Source organism: Marinobacter sp. bablab_jr008, assembly GCF_016464145.1.
Classification (GTDB): Bacteria; Pseudomonadota; Gammaproteobacteria; order Pseudomonadales; family Oleiphilaceae; genus Marinobacter; species Marinobacter nauticus.
In genome coordinates this window covers 51,542-66,232 of record NZ_JACDWW010000073.1, presented here as the reverse complement: position 1 = coordinate 66,232, position 14,691 = coordinate 51,542, and the positions used below count along the sequence as shown (strand labels likewise).

At 59.7% G+C, this 14,691-nt stretch carries 16 protein-coding genes; 8 read left to right on the top strand and 8 right to left on the bottom strand.

Translation table 11 applies throughout. The features are described from left to right. The first annotated feature begins 4 nt into the window (after positions 1-4). Genes glp through JIF53_RS14475 form a run of 3 tightly spaced genes read left to right on the top strand, consistent with a single transcriptional unit; the run spans position 5 to position 1,930 of the window. Positions 5-1,219, top strand: coding sequence for a gephyrin-like molybdotransferase Glp (glp, locus tag JIF53_RS14485; protein WP_022992120.1), 1,215 nt, complete (start codon positions 5-7; stop codon positions 1,217-1,219). A gap of 2 nt (positions 1,220-1,221) precedes the next feature. Next, positions 1,222-1,482: a molybdopterin converting factor subunit 1 gene (gene moaD / locus JIF53_RS14480; RefSeq protein WP_023008381.1), complete on the top strand. Its 261-nt coding sequence runs from the start codon at positions 1,222-1,224 to the stop codon at positions 1,480-1,482. A 1-nt stretch (position 1,483) separates the two neighbouring features. Continuing rightward, complete coding sequence (locus JIF53_RS14475; protein ID WP_199453052.1) at positions 1,484-1,930, top strand: molybdenum cofactor biosynthesis protein MoaE; 447 nt, start codon at positions 1,484-1,486, stop codon at positions 1,928-1,930. A gap of 146 nt (positions 1,931-2,076) precedes the next feature. Here the strand turns inward: JIF53_RS14475 and mobA are convergent, their stop codons facing one another. Further along, a complete protein-coding gene (gene mobA, locus JIF53_RS14470) occupies positions 2,077-2,667 on the bottom strand; it encodes a molybdenum cofactor guanylyltransferase MobA (RefSeq protein WP_199453050.1) in 591 nt (196 codons plus the stop codon). Positions 2,668-2,724: 57 nt separating this feature from the next. Continuing rightward, entirely contained in the window at positions 2,725-3,051 is a 327-nt protein-coding gene (gene trxA, locus JIF53_RS14465; protein WP_014420340.1) for a thioredoxin TrxA, read from the bottom strand. Between the two features lie 318 nt (positions 3,052-3,369). On the opposite strand from trxA, the gene ppx reads away from it, so the two are divergent. Beyond that, a complete protein-coding gene (gene ppx / locus JIF53_RS14460; protein WP_199453128.1) occupies positions 3,370-4,851 on the top strand; it encodes an exopolyphosphatase in 1,482 nt (493 codons plus the stop codon). Between the two features lie 12 nt (positions 4,852-4,863). Here the strand turns inward: ppx and JIF53_RS14455 are convergent, their stop codons facing one another. Beyond that, positions 4,864-6,810 carry an ATP-binding cassette domain-containing protein gene (locus JIF53_RS14455; protein WP_199453048.1) on the bottom strand — a complete coding sequence of 649 codons (1,947 nt, stop codon included), beginning with the start codon at positions 6,808-6,810 and terminating at the stop codon, positions 4,864-4,866. A gap of 42 nt (positions 6,811-6,852) precedes the next feature. On the opposite strand from JIF53_RS14455, the gene JIF53_RS14450 reads away from it, so the two are divergent. From JIF53_RS14450 to JIF53_RS14440, 3 genes are all read left to right on the top strand, one after another. Further along, positions 6,853-7,395: a DUF2390 domain-containing protein gene (locus JIF53_RS14450; RefSeq protein ID WP_036149388.1), complete on the top strand. Its 543-nt coding sequence runs from the start codon at positions 6,853-6,855 to the stop codon at positions 7,393-7,395. Further along, positions 7,386-7,766: a DUF4124 domain-containing protein gene (locus tag JIF53_RS14445; protein WP_022992113.1), complete on the top strand. Its 381-nt coding sequence runs from the start codon at positions 7,386-7,388 to the stop codon at positions 7,764-7,766. Before JIF53_RS14450 ends, JIF53_RS14445 begins: the two co-directional genes overlap by 10 nt. 136 nt (positions 7,767-7,902) lie before the next feature. Then, the gene (locus JIF53_RS14440) at positions 7,903-8,634 is read left to right on the top strand and encodes an FKBP-type peptidyl-prolyl cis-trans isomerase (RefSeq protein WP_022992112.1); all 732 of its coding nucleotides are present in this window, start codon (positions 7,903-7,905) and stop codon (positions 8,632-8,634) included. Between the two features lie 93 nt (positions 8,635-8,727). Here JIF53_RS14440 and JIF53_RS14435 read toward each other — a convergent pair whose 3' ends face one another. Both JIF53_RS14435 and JIF53_RS14430 read right to left on the bottom strand, forming a co-directional pair. After that, positions 8,728-9,207 carry an Rsd/AlgQ family anti-sigma factor gene (locus JIF53_RS14435; RefSeq protein WP_011784014.1) on the bottom strand — a complete coding sequence of 160 codons (480 nt, stop codon included), beginning with the start codon at positions 9,205-9,207 and terminating at the stop codon, positions 8,728-8,730. A 105-nt stretch (positions 9,208-9,312) separates the two neighbouring features. After that, a complete protein-coding gene (locus JIF53_RS14430; RefSeq protein ID WP_199453046.1) occupies positions 9,313-9,819 on the bottom strand; it encodes a disulfide bond formation protein B in 507 nt (168 codons plus the stop codon). A gap of 102 nt (positions 9,820-9,921) precedes the next feature. Between JIF53_RS14430 and JIF53_RS14425 the strand changes: the two genes are divergently transcribed. Then, a complete protein-coding gene (locus JIF53_RS14425; protein WP_081699726.1) occupies positions 9,922-10,377 on the top strand; it encodes a flagellar basal body-associated FliL family protein in 456 nt (151 codons plus the stop codon). A gap of 30 nt (positions 10,378-10,407) precedes the next feature. Here JIF53_RS14425 and rmf read toward each other — a convergent pair whose 3' ends face one another. The 3 genes from rmf to JIF53_RS14410 form a co-directional block, all read right to left on the bottom strand. Continuing rightward, complete coding sequence (gene rmf, locus JIF53_RS14420) at positions 10,408-10,623, bottom strand: ribosome modulation factor (protein WP_199453044.1); 216 nt, start codon at positions 10,621-10,623, stop codon at positions 10,408-10,410. Between the two features lie 111 nt (positions 10,624-10,734). Next, a complete protein-coding gene (gene gshA, locus JIF53_RS14415) occupies positions 10,735-12,291 on the bottom strand; it encodes a glutamate--cysteine ligase (protein WP_199453042.1) in 1,557 nt (518 codons plus the stop codon). 65 nt (positions 12,292-12,356) lie between these two features. Further along, positions 12,357-14,681 carry a Tex family protein gene (locus JIF53_RS14410; RefSeq protein ID WP_199453040.1) on the bottom strand — a complete coding sequence of 775 codons (2,325 nt, stop codon included), beginning with the start codon at positions 14,679-14,681 and terminating at the stop codon, positions 12,357-12,359. Between the last annotated feature and the right edge of the window lie 10 nt (positions 14,682-14,691).

Below are 14,691 nucleotides of genomic sequence, written 5' to 3'. Positions count from 1 at the left end.
ACACATGGTGGCTAACGATCTGACATCGGTTGACGATGCACTGCAACATATTCTTGACCGGGCGCCGGCCATCACCCGGACCGAAGCCGTTGCCTTAACGGACAGCCTCGGCCGGGTTCTGGCGGAGAACCAGTATGTTCCCGCGGATGTGCCGCCAGCGGATAACAGCGCCGTGGACGGCTATGCGGTATGTCTGGCCGATGTCGCCGCCGGCAAACCGATGTCCGTATCCGCCAGAATCCCGGCCGGCGTTGCCCCCGGAACACTGGCACCCGGCACAGCGGCACGGATTTTTACCGGCTCCGAGATTCCCGAAGGGGCCGATGCGGTCGTGATGCAGGAACGGGTGGAACGCACCGACGACATGATTCTGATCCAGGCCGAGGTTTCAGAGGGCCAGAACATTCGCAGGCAGGGCCAGGATCTTGCCCGGGGCGATCTGGCGCTGGCGAAGGGCAAGCGCATTCGCCCCCAGGAAATGGGCCTGCTGGCCTCCATGGGAATCAGCCAGGTTCCGGTCATGGGCCGGCTAAGAGTCGCGGTATTGACCACCGGTGATGAACTGGTGGAGCCGGGCCAGCCACTTGATTCTGGCCAGATATACAACACCAACCGATTTACCCTCATGGGCCTGTTGGCCGAGGCTGGCTGCGAGCTGGTTCTGTGCGAAACCCTTGAAGATACCCGGGAAGCCACCCGCAGCACGCTCGAGTCTGCTGCTGCCAAGGCCGACCTGATCATCACCAGCGGCGGCGTATCGGTCGGTGAGGAGGACCACGTTCGCGCGGTACTGGAGAAATCCGGCAAGCTGTCACTTTGGCGCATGGCAATCAAGCCCGGCAAACCACTGGCGTTTGGCGAAGTGGCAGGCATACCGGTACTCGGTTTGCCGGGCAATCCGGCAGCGGTCCTGGTCACTTTTCTGGTGGTGGCGATGCCTTACATTCGCAAACGCCAGGGCCGGCAGGACCTCCTTCCCGTGGGCGAATCTCTGCCCGCTGGGTTTGACGTAACCTCCACATCTGTCCGCCGCGAGTTTGTACGGGCCCGGAAGCAGGGTTCAGCAGCGGGTCTGGAGGTTGTCGCCTACCCCAACCAGAGCTCCGGCGTCCTGAGTTCCGCCTGCTGGGGCGACGGCCTGGCTGTGGTGCCGGAACACACGGCCATCCGCGCCGGCGATTTGATTACATACTATCCGTTCACCGAATTACTGAGTTAACGATGACAGAACCAACACTGACCGTGCGTTTTTTCGCCCGACTAAGAGAAGAGCTGGGTACCGAAAGCCTGACCCTGCCGGCATCAGAGCACCAGACGGTCGCGGACCTGCTTACCCACCTGGCCAGCCGGGGCGGTGCCTGGGCCCAGCTGACCGGTGGCCAACCGGTGATGGCGGCCATCAATCAGTCCATGGCAAAGCCGTCCAGCCCGGTACAGCCAGGGGATGAGGTAGCCTTTTTCCCACCGGTCACCGGAGGTTGAGATGATTTCAATCCAGACCGACGATTTCGATGCGGGTGCAGAATATGAGGCGCTTCGCGGGACCGGACCGGGCACCGGGGCCATTGTGACCTTCTCGGGTCTGGTGAGGGATTCCGGGGATCTGTCCGGGGTGACGGGGCTGTTTCTCGAGCATTATCCGGGAATGACCGAGCAGGTGATTCAGGGGCTGATTGATGAGGCGGGCCGGCGCTGGGATGTGCAGCGGGCCCGGGTGATTCACCGGGTCGGGCAGTTGGCGCTGGCGGACCAGATTGTGTTTGTAGGGGTGTGCGGTGCCCACCGGGGCGATGCGTTTGCGGCCTGTGAGTTCATTATGGACGCGTTGAAAACGTCGGCGCCATTCTGGAAGAAGGAGATTACCCGCGAGGGTGAGCATTGGGTGGAGCAGAAAGAGTCTGATGTTGCCCGGAGTCAGGGCTGGTCGTAAGACTTACGTTTGAATTTGCCGCCCGGTCGCCGAGCTGGTGAGCCTTCCGAAAACCGCTGCAAGTACTTCCCTGTAAGCTTGTCTCCGCCATCCATGGCTACGAACATTTTCGGAAGGCTCACCAGCCCAACGCCCTACATAATCCGTTAATGCTCCAGATCCTTCAAACTGTTCCGGTTTTCGAATACTTCGTCGGTTTCAGGACAATTAACCGCAACCGCCCCCACCGATTCGGCAAATCCCATCACCCGGCGGTTGTCCAACGCCAGCCAGCGGTCCAGCTCCACCATTACATTTACCGGATACACACCGTGCAACGGGTGCAGGCGGCCGTTATGTTCGGCAATAGCCGGGCGGTCGGGTTGGGTTTGCCAGGCGGTGACCAAGGCGCTGAGGGTTCCCGGGGTGATTCCCGGGGTATCACAGGGGCAGACCAGCACAGCTTCGGCACCCTGAGTTTCCGCGGCTTTCAGGCCCGTGAGCAGGCCCGCCAGAGGGCCCTGGTCGCGTAGTTCAGGAGGATCCTCAAGGATACGGCCGGGAGCCAGGCGTTCGTAGTCCGGCAGCGAGCGGTTGGCGCTGACGAAGACGGCCGGGGTGATGGTCCTAAGGGCCTGCAGCACCCATTCGGCCATGGCTTTGCCTTGCCAGGGTACGAGGCCTTTGTCCTGGCCGCCCATGCGGGTGCCTTTGCCGCCTGCCAGGAGCAGGCCGATGATTCTGTCGGGTCGGGTCATGGCATAAAAAAACCGCCCGTGAAGCGTTGTTCAGGGGCGGTTTCCTTCAACAGCGGATCAGAGGTTGCTGTCGAGGAAGGCAGCCAGCTGCGATTTGGACAGCGCGCCTACTTTGGTGGCATCCACGTTGCCGTTCTTGAACAGCATCAGGGTCGGGATACCACGGATGTTGAACTTGGGCGGGGTCTGTTCGTTTTCGTCGATGTTGAGTTTGCAGACCTTAAGCTTGCCTTCGTATTCGTCAGCGATTTCTTCCAGAACCGGAGCAATCATTTTGCACGGGCCACACCACTCGGCCCAGTAGTCTACCAGTACCGGAACGTCGGACTTCAGTACATCCTGCTCGAAGGAAGCGTCGGTGACATTAACGATATTTCCGCTCATTACCTTTTCCTGATTCAGGCGCTCCGGGGCTTGGATTCCGGCCCTTCGGGAGTCGCTGTTGACTGTAGTGGACGGTGTTCTCTTTACGGACCGGCCGCCCACCCGGATTAAGACAGACTATTACTTTACGCGATTGCCGGCCCTGATGTGAAGCCGGTTGTATCTACCCTCGGGTTGATCCGTGTCAGTAATGTCCGCAGCGAGTTACTGACACGGCCGGGAAGTTTCACTTATAGTACGGCCAAGTTCATATCACACAGGACGCCTATCAACGTGACGGCCGCATCCCCTGCCGAGAAGCCTGAAACCTCCCCGGACATGCTGGCAGCCATCGATATGGGCTCCAACAGTTTTCATATGGTCGTCGCCCGTCTGGTGCATGGCGAAATCCGCACAGTTGAGAAGATGGGCGAGAAAGTCCAGCTTGGCGCGGGGCTGGATCAGTATAATCGGCTGACCGAAGAAACCCAGCAGCGGGCCCTCGAATGTCTGAGCCGGTTTGCCCAGCGCCTTCAGGGCATGCCCCGGGAAGCAGTCCAGATCGTCGGCACCAATGCCCTCCGGGTCGCCCGCAATGCTCACGATTTCATTGCCCGTGCCGAGGAAGTGCTGGGCTATCCGGTAGAAATCATCGCCGGGCGTGAGGAAGCGCGGTTAATCTATCTCGGTGTCTCCCATACCCTGTCGGACGATTCCGGTCGGCGGCTGGTGATTGATATTGGCGGCGGCAGCACGGAATTCATCATCGGGCAGCGTTTCGAACCCCAGGAGCTGGAAAGCCTGCACATGGGGTGCGTGTCGTTCCGCAACCGCTACTTTCCCGATGGCAAGATTACCCGGCGCCAGATGGACAAGGCCATTACCCATGCCGAGCAGGAACTGTTGAATATCCGGCAGCACTATCGCTCGGTGGGCTGGCAGAGCGCGGTGGGCTCTTCCGGCTCGATCAAGGCGATTGCCAACGTGCTGGCAACCCTTAAGATTACCGACGGCTCCATTAACCGCGACGGCATGGAAGAGCTGCGCAAGCGCCTGGTGAGCATGGGCAAGGTGGAGAAACTGGCCGAACTGGGGGTAAGGGAAGATCGCCAGAGCATTTTCCCGGCCGGCTTTGCCATTCTGATGGCGGCGTTCCGTTCACTCGACATCCAGACCATGACCTTTGCCGACGGCGCCCTGCGTGAAGGCCTGCTGTACGACATTGTCGGACGCATCCAGCACGAGGACGTTCGTGAACGTACGATTGCGGCGCTGCAGGAGCGTTACCACGTAGACCAGGCTCACGGCGCAGCGGTCGAGAAAACCGCGATTGCCGCCTGGGAACAGGTGGCGGGGCAATGGGGCCTGCGCACCGCCGCCGATGAAGACGTGCTGCGCTGGGCCTGCCGGCTGCACGAGATCGGCCTGACCATTTCCCACAGCCAGTACCACAAGCACGGCGCCTACCTGTTGCGTTATTCCGATTTACCCGGCTTCAGTCAGCCGTTCCAGAAGGATCTGGCCACTCTGGTCCGGGGCCATCGCCGGAAGTTCTCGTCGGCGGTTTTCGAGGGTATCGAGCCCGAGGACAAACCCCGCCTGACCTACCTTTGCGTGCTGGTGCGACTGGCGGTGCTGATCCAACACCCACGCAACCTGGAAGCCCCCCCCGCCTTCACCCTTCACGGCCACGATAACCGCCTGGTAGTCGAGTTCCCCGAGGGCTGGCTGGACAACCGCCCGCTGACCCTCGCAGACCTGGAGAACGAACGGGACTATCTGGCACGCCAGGACTTTACCCTGGAGATCTCGGGCCGGTAACACTGGCCGGCCTCAGCCAGCCAGTTCCGCCTCCAGGCTCTCCACAGTTTCGCTCACCTCCAGCCACTCGGCTTCAATGCCTTCCAGCTCGCGCTTGAGCTCTGCCTGCTCCGCCAGCAGTCCCTTGAGCCGAACCTTTTGCTGGTCATCGTAAAGACCTGGGTCGGCAAGATTCTGCTCCACGGTGGCCAGCTGTTGCTGCAACTGTTCCATACGGGCCTCAAGCGTTCCCTGTTTTTTCCGCCACGGGCTGAGTTTCTGTCGCAGTTCAGCTTCCTGGCGCTTGCGGGCCTTGCGTTCGTCCGCCGTCAGGGTCGCGGGTCCGGCGGTATTAACCGACTTTTCCTGCCCCCCGACCACTTCACGCCGGGGTGGCGATTCCTCATCTTTCCGACGTTCCGCCAGCCAGCGTTCGTAATCCTCCAGGTCGCCCTCGTACTCGCCAACAGCGCCGTCGCATACCAACCAGAATTCATCCACCGTGTTGCGCAGCAAGTGGCGGTCGTGGGATACCACCACGATGGCGCCATCGAAGTTCTGGAGCGCCATGGTCAGGGCCTGTCGCATTTCCAGGTCCAGATGGTTCGTGGGCTCATCCAGCAGCAGCAGATTGGGTTTCTGCCAGGCGATAACGGCAAGCGCAACCCGGGCCTTCTCACCGCCCGAAAACGAGCGAATGGGCGCAAGTGCTTCGTCGCCGTGAAAATCGAAGCCGCCCAGGAAGTCCCGGACTTTCTGCTCCGATGCGGTTGGCGCCAGACGCTGCAGATGCAGGAACGGGCTGGCGTCGAGATCCAGGGACTCCAGCTGATGCTGGGCGAAATAGCCGATGGCCAGATGTTCGCCACAGGTGCGCTCACCACTGAGCAGGGTTCCGGTGCCGCGAAGGGCATCCATAAAGGTGGACTTACCGGCCCCGTTCGGCCCCAGCAAACCAACCCGGGTGCCGGGCAACAGGGTGACATTGATGTTCTTCAGAATGGGCACATCCCCATGGCCCGCGACCCCGTGGCGAATGGACAGCAATGGATTGGAGACCTTGTCCGCGACCGGGAACTCGAAACTGAAGGGTGAGTCCACGTGCGCCGGCGCAATCTTTTCCATCCGTTCCAGTGCCTTGACGCGGCTCTGGGCCTGCCGGGCTTTGGTGGCTTTGGCCTTGAAGCGATCAATAAAGCGCTGGATTTCGGCAATTCTGGCTTGCTGGCGTTCGAAACTGGCCTGCTGCTGGGCCAGTCGCTCGGCGCGCTGACGCTCGAAGGCTGAGTAATTTCCCGTATACAGCACCAATTGCTTCTGATCGAAATGCACCAGATGAGTAGCCACCCGGTCCATGAAGTCCCGGTCGTGAGAAATAAACAGCAAGGTACCCGGATACTTTCTGAGCCAGTTCTCCAGCCACAGACAAGCATCCAGGTCCAGGTGGTTGGTGGGCTCATCCAGCAACAGCAGATCGGATGGACGCATCAGTGCCTGGGCCAGGTTCAGTCGAATACGCCAGCCACCGGAAAATGCGGAAACCGGGCGCCCGGCATCGCTGTCGGCGAAGCCCAGGCCCCTGAGCAGTGTCTCTGCCCGGCGCGGTGCGGACCAGGCTTCGTGAATATCCAGCTCCCCGTGCAGACGGGCAATGGCATGGTCATCACCACCCGCTTCCGCCTCGGCCAGCGCCCGCTCCATTCGCCGCAACTCGGTGTCGCCATCCAGCACAAAATCCCGGGCGGATCTGGACGAAGCCGCGACTTCCTGAGCCATATGGGCAATCCGGCAGCCACCGGGCAACGCCACGCTGCCTTGCTCGGGTGCAAGCTGCCCCAGCAAGAGCTGGAAAAGACTGGATTTGCCGGCACCATTGGCACCAACAATGGCAACGCGCTGCCCCGGTTGCACGGTCAGGTTCACGTTTTCTAGCAACCAGACGCCGCCCCGTTGTAAACTGAGATCGGTTATCGTTAACATAGATTTAATCTATCCATGGATTACTGCCAGGGAAGCGCCAACATGACCGTTCAACAAGCGGAGCCGCTGGAACTTCCAGAACACATGGAACCAGACAATCCGTTATGGCGTTATGCCCTAGCCCAATGGCAGGATCCACAGGTGGCTGAGGCCTGTCTTGAGCTGCAATCCGAGGGATGGAGCGTAAGCCGCATCCTCTGTGCCGGCTGGCTGGCCACGCAGGGTCAGTCGTTCTCTGGCGTTGAGGACGCTAAGGTAACAGAGTGGCGAAGCCGTGTAACCGGTTGCCTTCGCTCCGCCCGCAAGTCTGTTCCCCGAGCCAATGATCATGGCGTGGAGTTGCGGGATACTCTGGCGAGGGCAGAACTGCTGGCCGAACAGCTGGAGCTGGCTCTGGCCTGGCAAACGTTGAAAGAATCCGAAGCGGAGCGCGGAATCATGCAGGAATCAGGCACCATCATCGGGCAGAATCTTGTCGCTGCCGCGCCGTCCGACAACATACCCACGCGGGTAAAACCTCATCTTGAACTTCTGGCCAGCCGGCTTGCAGGCCAGACCACCAGAGGCGGCCCATCATGTTCATGAAATGGCTGATCCGGCTTTCGTTTCCGGCGCTCGGCCTTCTGCTGCTGCTGATTTTCTTCGGCCTCGGCGATCCCGACCAGGTCTCGGAACCGGTGAAAACCGAGCAGGCGACGACGATTCCCTCCTTTGAGGGGTTGCTGCCATCGCCGATTCCCACCGAAGGCCCGGATATCGTTTTCAAGTGGCAGGACACCGATGGCAACTGGCACTATGCCGATCAGCCCCCGGCCCAGGGCCCCTGGAATGCCTTGGCCATTGAGCGCCCAGACCCCGTGCCCCGGAAGCCGCAGACCATCAGCCCGGAAGATGACTGGAAGTCCCCCTACCAGGCCCCCTATTCGCTCAATGGCTCACCCGCCAGCGGTTCCTGACGCGGGTTGCGCATTGCCGCGAAATGAGTCTCTGATTAACACATGTTCAGTGGCATCCCGCTGCTGAACCCGTTACCTTGTTCACTTTCAGAATCCAGGGTCAGAGAGCCCAGAAACACGTGAAAAGGATGAAATGATGAAGAAAACGCTTTTGGCTATCGCCGTTACCGGCCTGATTGCCGGTTGCTCAACAGCCCAGGAGCCGGCAAACGACCCGGCCCTTGAAACCACGCCCGAGAAAGTCAGCTATGGCATGGGATTGGTGCTGGGTGAGCGCATGAGCAACGACTTGCCGGATCTCCAGATGGACCAGTTCCTTCAGGGCATCCAGCATGGCCATGCCGGTGATGAAGACAGCAAGCGACTGACCCGCGAGCAGATCCAGGAAGCGCTGATGGCCTACCAGCAGGAGCTCCAGCAAAAGCAGGAGCAGCAACTGGAAGAACTGGCTCAGAAGAACAAGGATGCCGGCGAGGCTTTCCTGGCTGAAAACGCCGAGCGTGAAGGCGTTGAGACCACAGAGTCCGGTCTCCAGTACGAAGTGATTGAAGAAGGTAACGGTGAGCGCCCAACCGCCGAGGATCAGGTGGAAGTCCACTACACCGGCGAACTGATCAACGGTGAGGTGTTCGACAGCTCCCGTGAGCGCGGGCAAACCGTGACCTTTGGCCTGAACCAGGTGATTCCTGGGTGGACAGAAGGTCTGCAGCTGATGAGCGAAGGTGCTCGGTACAAGCTTTATATCCCGTCTGACCTGGCCTACGGCCCGGGCGGAAACCAGGCTATTGGCCCTAACGAGACCCTGGTATTCGATGTCGAGCTGATCGCCGTGAATCCGGGGCAGGACGACGCCGGTTCAGACGAATAAGCTCTGGCCAGCACTCCGGCAGGCAATAAAAAACCGGCACCATTTCTGGGGCCGGTTTTTTATTGCGGGTAATGCGGTTCCGGGTAGAGGCAATCAGGCCGAAGCCACCTTGCCCGCATGGGCGTTATGCAGATTCTCAATCAGGAAATCTTCCATCTCGAAGCGTGACTCCAGCACTTCTCCAAGCCGTGACAACTCGTTGAACAATTCCTTGACGTCGACCTCGGACAGCTCCCGGCCATCCAGACGATCATTGAAGTTCAATGCCACTTCCGTGGTCTGCTCGATCCGGGGATAGAGCTTTGCTGCCAGTTCGAGACCGCCATCGTTGAACTCACGGGCCTCCTGAATCAGCTGTTCGTAGACTTCAAAGTGGCCGGCCGAAACATAATCCACCAGCACTTCGCACAGGCGGACGAATTTTTCGCGGAGGGCATCGGTCTGGGAAAAATCACTTTCTCCAGACAACTCGCAATACTGAACCAGAAGCTCCTGGCGCTCCTTCAGCCAGCGATCAATCAGCTCGCTGACACCACCCCAACGCTCCCTGGCATTCCGGCAATTCTCCAACATGACGCCTGTCTCCCCTCGGTCAATCCGCCCGTTCTCTGGATCTAGTCTTGATAATTATTATGTGGCATTCAAGTTACCCCATGGTCATGGTCAGCCGCAACTGTTTCAGCTCTGCAACCAGTCCCGGGGAAAATAGCGTCGCAGCATCACAAACAGCCCCAGTACAATCAGCAGGCTAAAAAAGACCGCGGTCCATCCGGGGATACTCAAACCGAGAAAACGCCAGACCACTTCGGCGCAATCACCCGTGCCTTTCAAAGCGGTTTGCAGCACTTCAAACCAGGGTAGTACCTCGAGCATGTAATCAACCGAGGGACCACAGGCAGGCACCTGGTCCGCAGGCAGACTCTGTAACCATAGCTGACGCCCCGCCACCGCCAGACCAGCGCCGGCGGCAACAATCAGTAACAGCCCGTAGACCCGGTTGCCGAACCCGCGGGGTCCGTGCAGAAACGCCAACAGACTCACCAGCCCTGCACCCATAAATCCGAAACGCTGCAACCAGCACAACGGGCATGGCTCCAGACCCATCACGTGCTCCATGTAAAAGGCCACCGCCAGCAACCCGGCGCACACCAGAAATACCAACCCGAATATCCATCTGCTTGTCAAAACGCTACCCCGGAATCATGATGTGGACTGCACAAGCTTCCATGGCCTGATATTCTCAGAGAAAAACCAGCGTGCCATGAAACACTGAACCAATCCTAACCCATGACTAACGCCAAGCCTATGACCATTCTCAGAAAACTGACGCCGGCCCTGTTACTGACCCTGTGCGCACTGATGCCACCCCTGCCCGCCATGGCCGAGGAAGCTGATGAAGAAACCGAAGTGAAGGGGGTAACCGACTATATCGCCATGGAACCGGCATTCGTCACCCATGTCGGCAAACCGGATGCGAAAGTGGCCTATCTCAAAGCCTCCGTAACCATTCGGGCCTCCCGCGAAACCACCCGGCCGGCGGTAGAAGCGCACATGCCCAGGTTACGGCACGAACTGGTGATGCTGTTTGGTGAGCAGACGGATCTTGACCAATTGTCTTCCATGGACGGCCAGCAGGCGCTGCGGGAAGAAGCAACCAAACGGATAAACGGAGTGCTGGAGGAGCAGCAAACCGGTGAGACCATTACCGGAGTGCTGTTTACCGAGTTTGTGGTTCAGCGCTAGTTGCGGCATCCACCGGGCGGTGGCACCGGATCAGGCGATGCGTGAGAACAGATCATCGTCCTGTTGCGGGCGCTCTTTCCGGGCCTGACCGGCATCATCCCAACCGGCTTCCCAGGCGGCAATAATGACCTCACCGCGGTAAGGGCAGCGGGTTTTGTCCATGCCCATCTCTCCGGCCATGTATCCCTGCCGGTAGGCCTTGTTCAATGCTTCTACATCCCAGCCGAGCTTGATATCCGTTGCCATGGGCCACCTCCTTACCTGATGTAATAGAAAGTAACAGCAGGTAACAGATCCGGCAAACCGGACAGCCGGTTCTGTGCGTCACGTCCCTTTCCGGACGTGACGCAAGCGGCGTCAGGATTTCAGGTAGGCATCCAGAAACTCCGGAAATGGCTGGCTGTCCGCAGCTTCCTGCTCTTTCTGCTCGGCCAGGGACCGCGCACTCATGGCAAGGAAATCCGCCAACACCTCCGGCGCCAGTGGCTCCGACTTCAGGGTTTGCTGGTGCTCACGGGATATGGCCTGCACCCAGTCGCGGTGGCCCAGGCCGGACTGCCCCATGGCCTCGAGCACTCGAGCCGAGGGCACGGCCCAATCATTACCTTCCAGCTTCGACCGTTGAGCCGACAGCGCCGACCGGTAGGTATCACTGCGATTCCAGCCATCCAGCAGCTCCGCCAGGGGCTGCAAGTGCTCCAGCCATTCAACGGCAGCCTCACCCACAGGCACACGCTGTCCACCCCGGCACAGACTGAGCGAATGCAGGCGACCGCTGGCGACCACATCCTTGTAATTGTCATCGAGCCGTTCGCACTCGTCGTCTTCAATGCGGGGCGAGTCGGTGAGCAGGCAATCCAGCAGGAACAGGTCGAGGAAATCGATCTGCTCGCGGTTCACGCCCACCGGCGAGAACGGATCCAGGTCCAGACAGCGCACCTCGATGTATTCCACACCCCGTGCATCCAGAGCCTGGATCGGTTTTTCACCCCGCTCGGTAGTGCGTTTGGGACGCACCGCGCTGTAGTATTCGTTTTCTATCTGAAGCACATTGGTATTGATCTGGACAAACTCACCGTTGCGCCGGGTGCCGATGGCTTCATACGCTGGCCAGTTGGTGTGGATGGCGCGATCCAGTGTCCGGGTATAAGTGCTCAGTTCATTGAAGCAGATATTCAGCGAGGCCTGGGCATTGTTGTGGTAGCCCAGATCCCCCATGCGCAGAGACGTGGCGTGCTGGCCAAACCAGGTGCGATCATCGAACCGGGCCAGGTCGTGCCGGACGCCGGCCACAAAACTGGCATCCAGCGCCGGCGAGGCGCCAAACAGCAGCATCAGCAACCAACTGCGACGGCGGAAATTCCGGATCAGCCAGAAATACTGATCGGATTTGAAATCCTTCAGGCTGTCCTTGTTGCCCACCAGCTCCTGCCATTTGCGCCAGAAACTGTCCGGCAGGGAAAGATTGTAATGGGCGCCTGCAATACTCTGCATGATCCGGCCATAACGCACCGCCAGCCCCTGGCGATACACATGCTTGAGCCGGCCAGTGTTGGAGCTGCCGTACTCGGCAATGGGAATGCTGGCATCGCCGTCAATCTCGCAGGGCATGCTCGCGGCCCAGAACACTTCGTTATCCAGGTTCTGCTGGACGAACCGATGTATATCCCGCAACGAGGCCAGCATAGCTTCAGTATTGTCGAAGACCGGCGTGATCAGTTCCAGCAGGGCTTCCGAGTAGTCGGTCGTGATACGGGGGTGGGTCAGTGCGGAGCCCAGGGCTTCCGGATGTGGTGTCTGGGCAATGAAGCCATTGGCATCGACGCGCAGGCCTTCCTTTTCGACCCCTTTGAGGAAACCGTCCCAGTCACTGGCGGCAAACTGTTGGAACAGGGAGTGGCGGGATTGTGCCATGTTGAGCTCCTGTTGCAGCCGTTACGCCCTTGTGAGACGTAACGGCTGTGAATCAGTGGAAGGGGTTAACGGCCGTTCTTACGGGCAGAGGCCATAGCCTGGGCCAAAGCGCCAGCCATGGCACCTTGAGGTGAGCCCTGGCCGGCCTGAGGTTTGCGCCCTGCACTGCGGCCAGAGTTCCGGTCTGCGCCCCGGGCTGGCTTGTTGTCCGCCCCCGGCTGGTCATCCATACGCATGGACAGGCCAATCCGCTTACGGGGAATGTCCACTTCCATCACTTTGACCTTGACGATGTCACCGGCCTTGACCACTTCTCTCGGATCTTTCACGAAAGTATGGGACAAGGCCGAGATGTGCACCAGGCCATCCTGGTGAACACCGATATCCACAAAGGCACCGAAGTTGGTGACGTTGGTTACCGAGCCCTCCAGCACCATACCGGGCTTGAGGTCGTTGAGGGTTTCCACCCCTTCCTCGAAATGGGCAAAGCGGAATTCCGGTCGCGGGTCCCGGCCCGGTTTTTCCAGCTCGGAGATAATGTCCTTGATGGTGGGCAAACCGAACTGCTCGGTTACGTAGTCCTGTGGGTTCAGACTGCGCAGGAACGCGGAATCGCCAAGGATATCCTCCACCTTCTTGCCATTACGCTCAGCAATGGCCTCAACCACACCGTAGGCTTCCGGATGCACGGATGACCGGTCCAGAGGGTTTTCGCCCCCGGCGATACGAAGGAAGCCCGCAGCCTGCTCAAAGGTGCGATCACCCAATCGAGACACCTTCAGCAGCTGTTTGCGACTGGTGAACTTGCCGTTCTGGTTCCGGAAATCCACGATGTTCTGGGCAATGCTCGGATTCAGGCCAGACACCCGGGTGAGTAACGGTACCGACGCGGTATTCAGATCCACGCCCACGCCGTTTACACAGTCCTCAACCACCGCATCCAGGCTACGGGACAGCTGTACCTGGGACACATCGTGCTGGTACTGCCCCACGCCGATAGACTTGGGCTCGATTTTCACCAGCTCGGCCAGCGGATCCTGCAAACGGCGGGCAATGGACACCGCACCACGGATGGTGACATCTAGATCCGGCAGTTCCCGGGAGGCAAATTCCGAGGCGGAATAGATCGATGCCCCGGACTCATTCACCACAATGCGGGCCAGCTTCAGTTCAGGGTAACGTTTGCAGAGGTCGCCCACCAGTTTCTCGGTTTCCCGAGAGGCGGTGCCGTTGCCGATAGCCACCAGTTCGATGTTGTACTTCTGACACCAGGCTGCCATCTGGGCAATGGACTGATCCCATTTATTCTGGGGCGCATGGGGGAAAATGGCGCCGTGATCCACCACCTGGCCGGTACCGTCGATTACCGCCACCTTGACTCCGGTACGCAGGCCGGGATCGAGCCCCAGCGTTGGCCGCGGACCGGCGGGCGCGAGCAGAAGCAGGTCTTTCAGGTTGGCAGCAAAAACGTTGATGGCTTCGGTTTCAGCCGCTTCACGCACCTGGGCGATCAGATCGGTTTCAATCTGTGTCGACAACTTCACGCGCCAGGTCCAGCGCACCACATCCGACAACCATTTGTCGGCGGCCCGGCCGTTATCCCGAATGCGCCAGTGGGCGGCAATTCGCTGCTCGCCGGGATGGGGCTGACGGCGATCCTCCTCAGCATCGCCCATAACAATCGAATAGGCCAGAATGCCCTCATTGCGGCCCCGAAGAATGGCCAGCGCCCGGTGCGACGGAACTTTTCTCAGCGGTTCAACGTGGTCGAAGTAATCCCGGAACTTGGCGCCTTCGTTTTCCTTGCCTTCCACCACAGTGACTTTCAGCTGGCCTTCCTGCCAGACGAAATCCCGCAGGGCGCCAAGCAGCTCGGCATCTTCGGCAAAACGCTCCATCAGAATGTAGCGGGCACCGTCCAGAGCGGCTTTGACATCCTCAACGCCGGCTTCCGGATTGAGGTAACCGGCAGCGACGGTTTCCGGATCCTGGGTGGGATCGTCGTGGAGGGTATCGGCCAGCGGCTCCAGGCCTGCTTCCCGGGCAATCTGCGCCTTGGTGCGGCGCTTGGGTTTGTAGGGCAGGTAAAGGTCTTCCAGGCGATTCTTGGTGTCGGCAGCTTCGATGGAGGCTCGCAGCTCGTCGGTCAGCTTGCCCTGTTCCTCAATGCTGTTGAGAATGGTGCCCCGGCGGTCTTCCAGCTCACGCAGATAGCGCAACCGCTCTTCCAGAGTCCGCAGCTGGCTGTCGTCCAGGGAACCCGTTACTTCTTTTCGGTAGCGTGCAATAAAGGGAACGGTAGCGCCTTCATCAAGAAGGGTAACGGTGGCATTAACCTGCTGTTCACGTACGCCGAGCTCTTCGGCAATGCGCCGGGAAATACTGTTCATGCTGCCTCGA

Coding starts and splice junctions, on each gene's coding strand:
- JIF53_RS14475 (WP_199453052.1), top strand. CDS start 1,484: ATGATTTCAATCCAGACCGACGATTTCGATGCGGGTGCAGAATATGAG.
- mobA (WP_199453050.1), bottom strand. CDS start 2,667: ATGACCCGACCCGACAGAATCATCGGCCTGCTCCTGGCAGGCGGCAAA.
- JIF53_RS14410 (WP_199453040.1), bottom strand. CDS start 14,681: ATGAACAGTATTTCCCGGCGCATTGCCGAAGAGCTCGGCGTACGTGAA.
- JIF53_RS14440 (WP_022992112.1), top strand. CDS start 7,903: ATGAAGAAAACGCTTTTGGCTATCGCCGTTACCGGCCTGATTGCCGGT.
- rmf (WP_199453044.1), bottom strand. CDS start 10,623: ATGGCAACGGATATCAAGCTCGGCTGGGATGTAGAAGCATTGAACAAG.
- trxA (WP_014420340.1), bottom strand. CDS start 3,051: ATGAGCGGAAATATCGTTAATGTCACCGACGCTTCCTTCGAGCAGGAT.
- glp (WP_022992120.1), top strand. CDS start 5: ATGGTGGCTAACGATCTGACATCGGTTGACGATGCACTGCAACATATT.
- ppx (WP_199453128.1), top strand. CDS start 3,370: ATGCTGGCAGCCATCGATATGGGCTCCAACAGTTTTCATATGGTCGTC.
- JIF53_RS14435 (WP_011784014.1), bottom strand. CDS start 9,207: ATGTTGGAGAATTGCCGGAATGCCAGGGAGCGTTGGGGTGGTGTCAGC.
- moaD (WP_023008381.1), top strand. CDS start 1,222: ATGACAGAACCAACACTGACCGTGCGTTTTTTCGCCCGACTAAGAGAA.
- JIF53_RS14445 (WP_022992113.1), top strand. CDS start 7,386: ATGTTCATGAAATGGCTGATCCGGCTTTCGTTTCCGGCGCTCGGCCTT.
- gshA (WP_199453042.1), bottom strand. CDS start 12,291: ATGGCACAATCCCGCCACTCCCTGTTCCAACAGTTTGCCGCCAGTGAC.
- JIF53_RS14450 (WP_036149388.1), top strand. CDS start 6,853: ATGACCGTTCAACAAGCGGAGCCGCTGGAACTTCCAGAACACATGGAA.
- JIF53_RS14425 (WP_081699726.1), top strand. CDS start 9,922: ATGACTAACGCCAAGCCTATGACCATTCTCAGAAAACTGACGCCGGCC.
- JIF53_RS14455 (WP_199453048.1), bottom strand. CDS start 6,810: ATGTTAACGATAACCGATCTCAGTTTACAACGGGGCGGCGTCTGGTTG.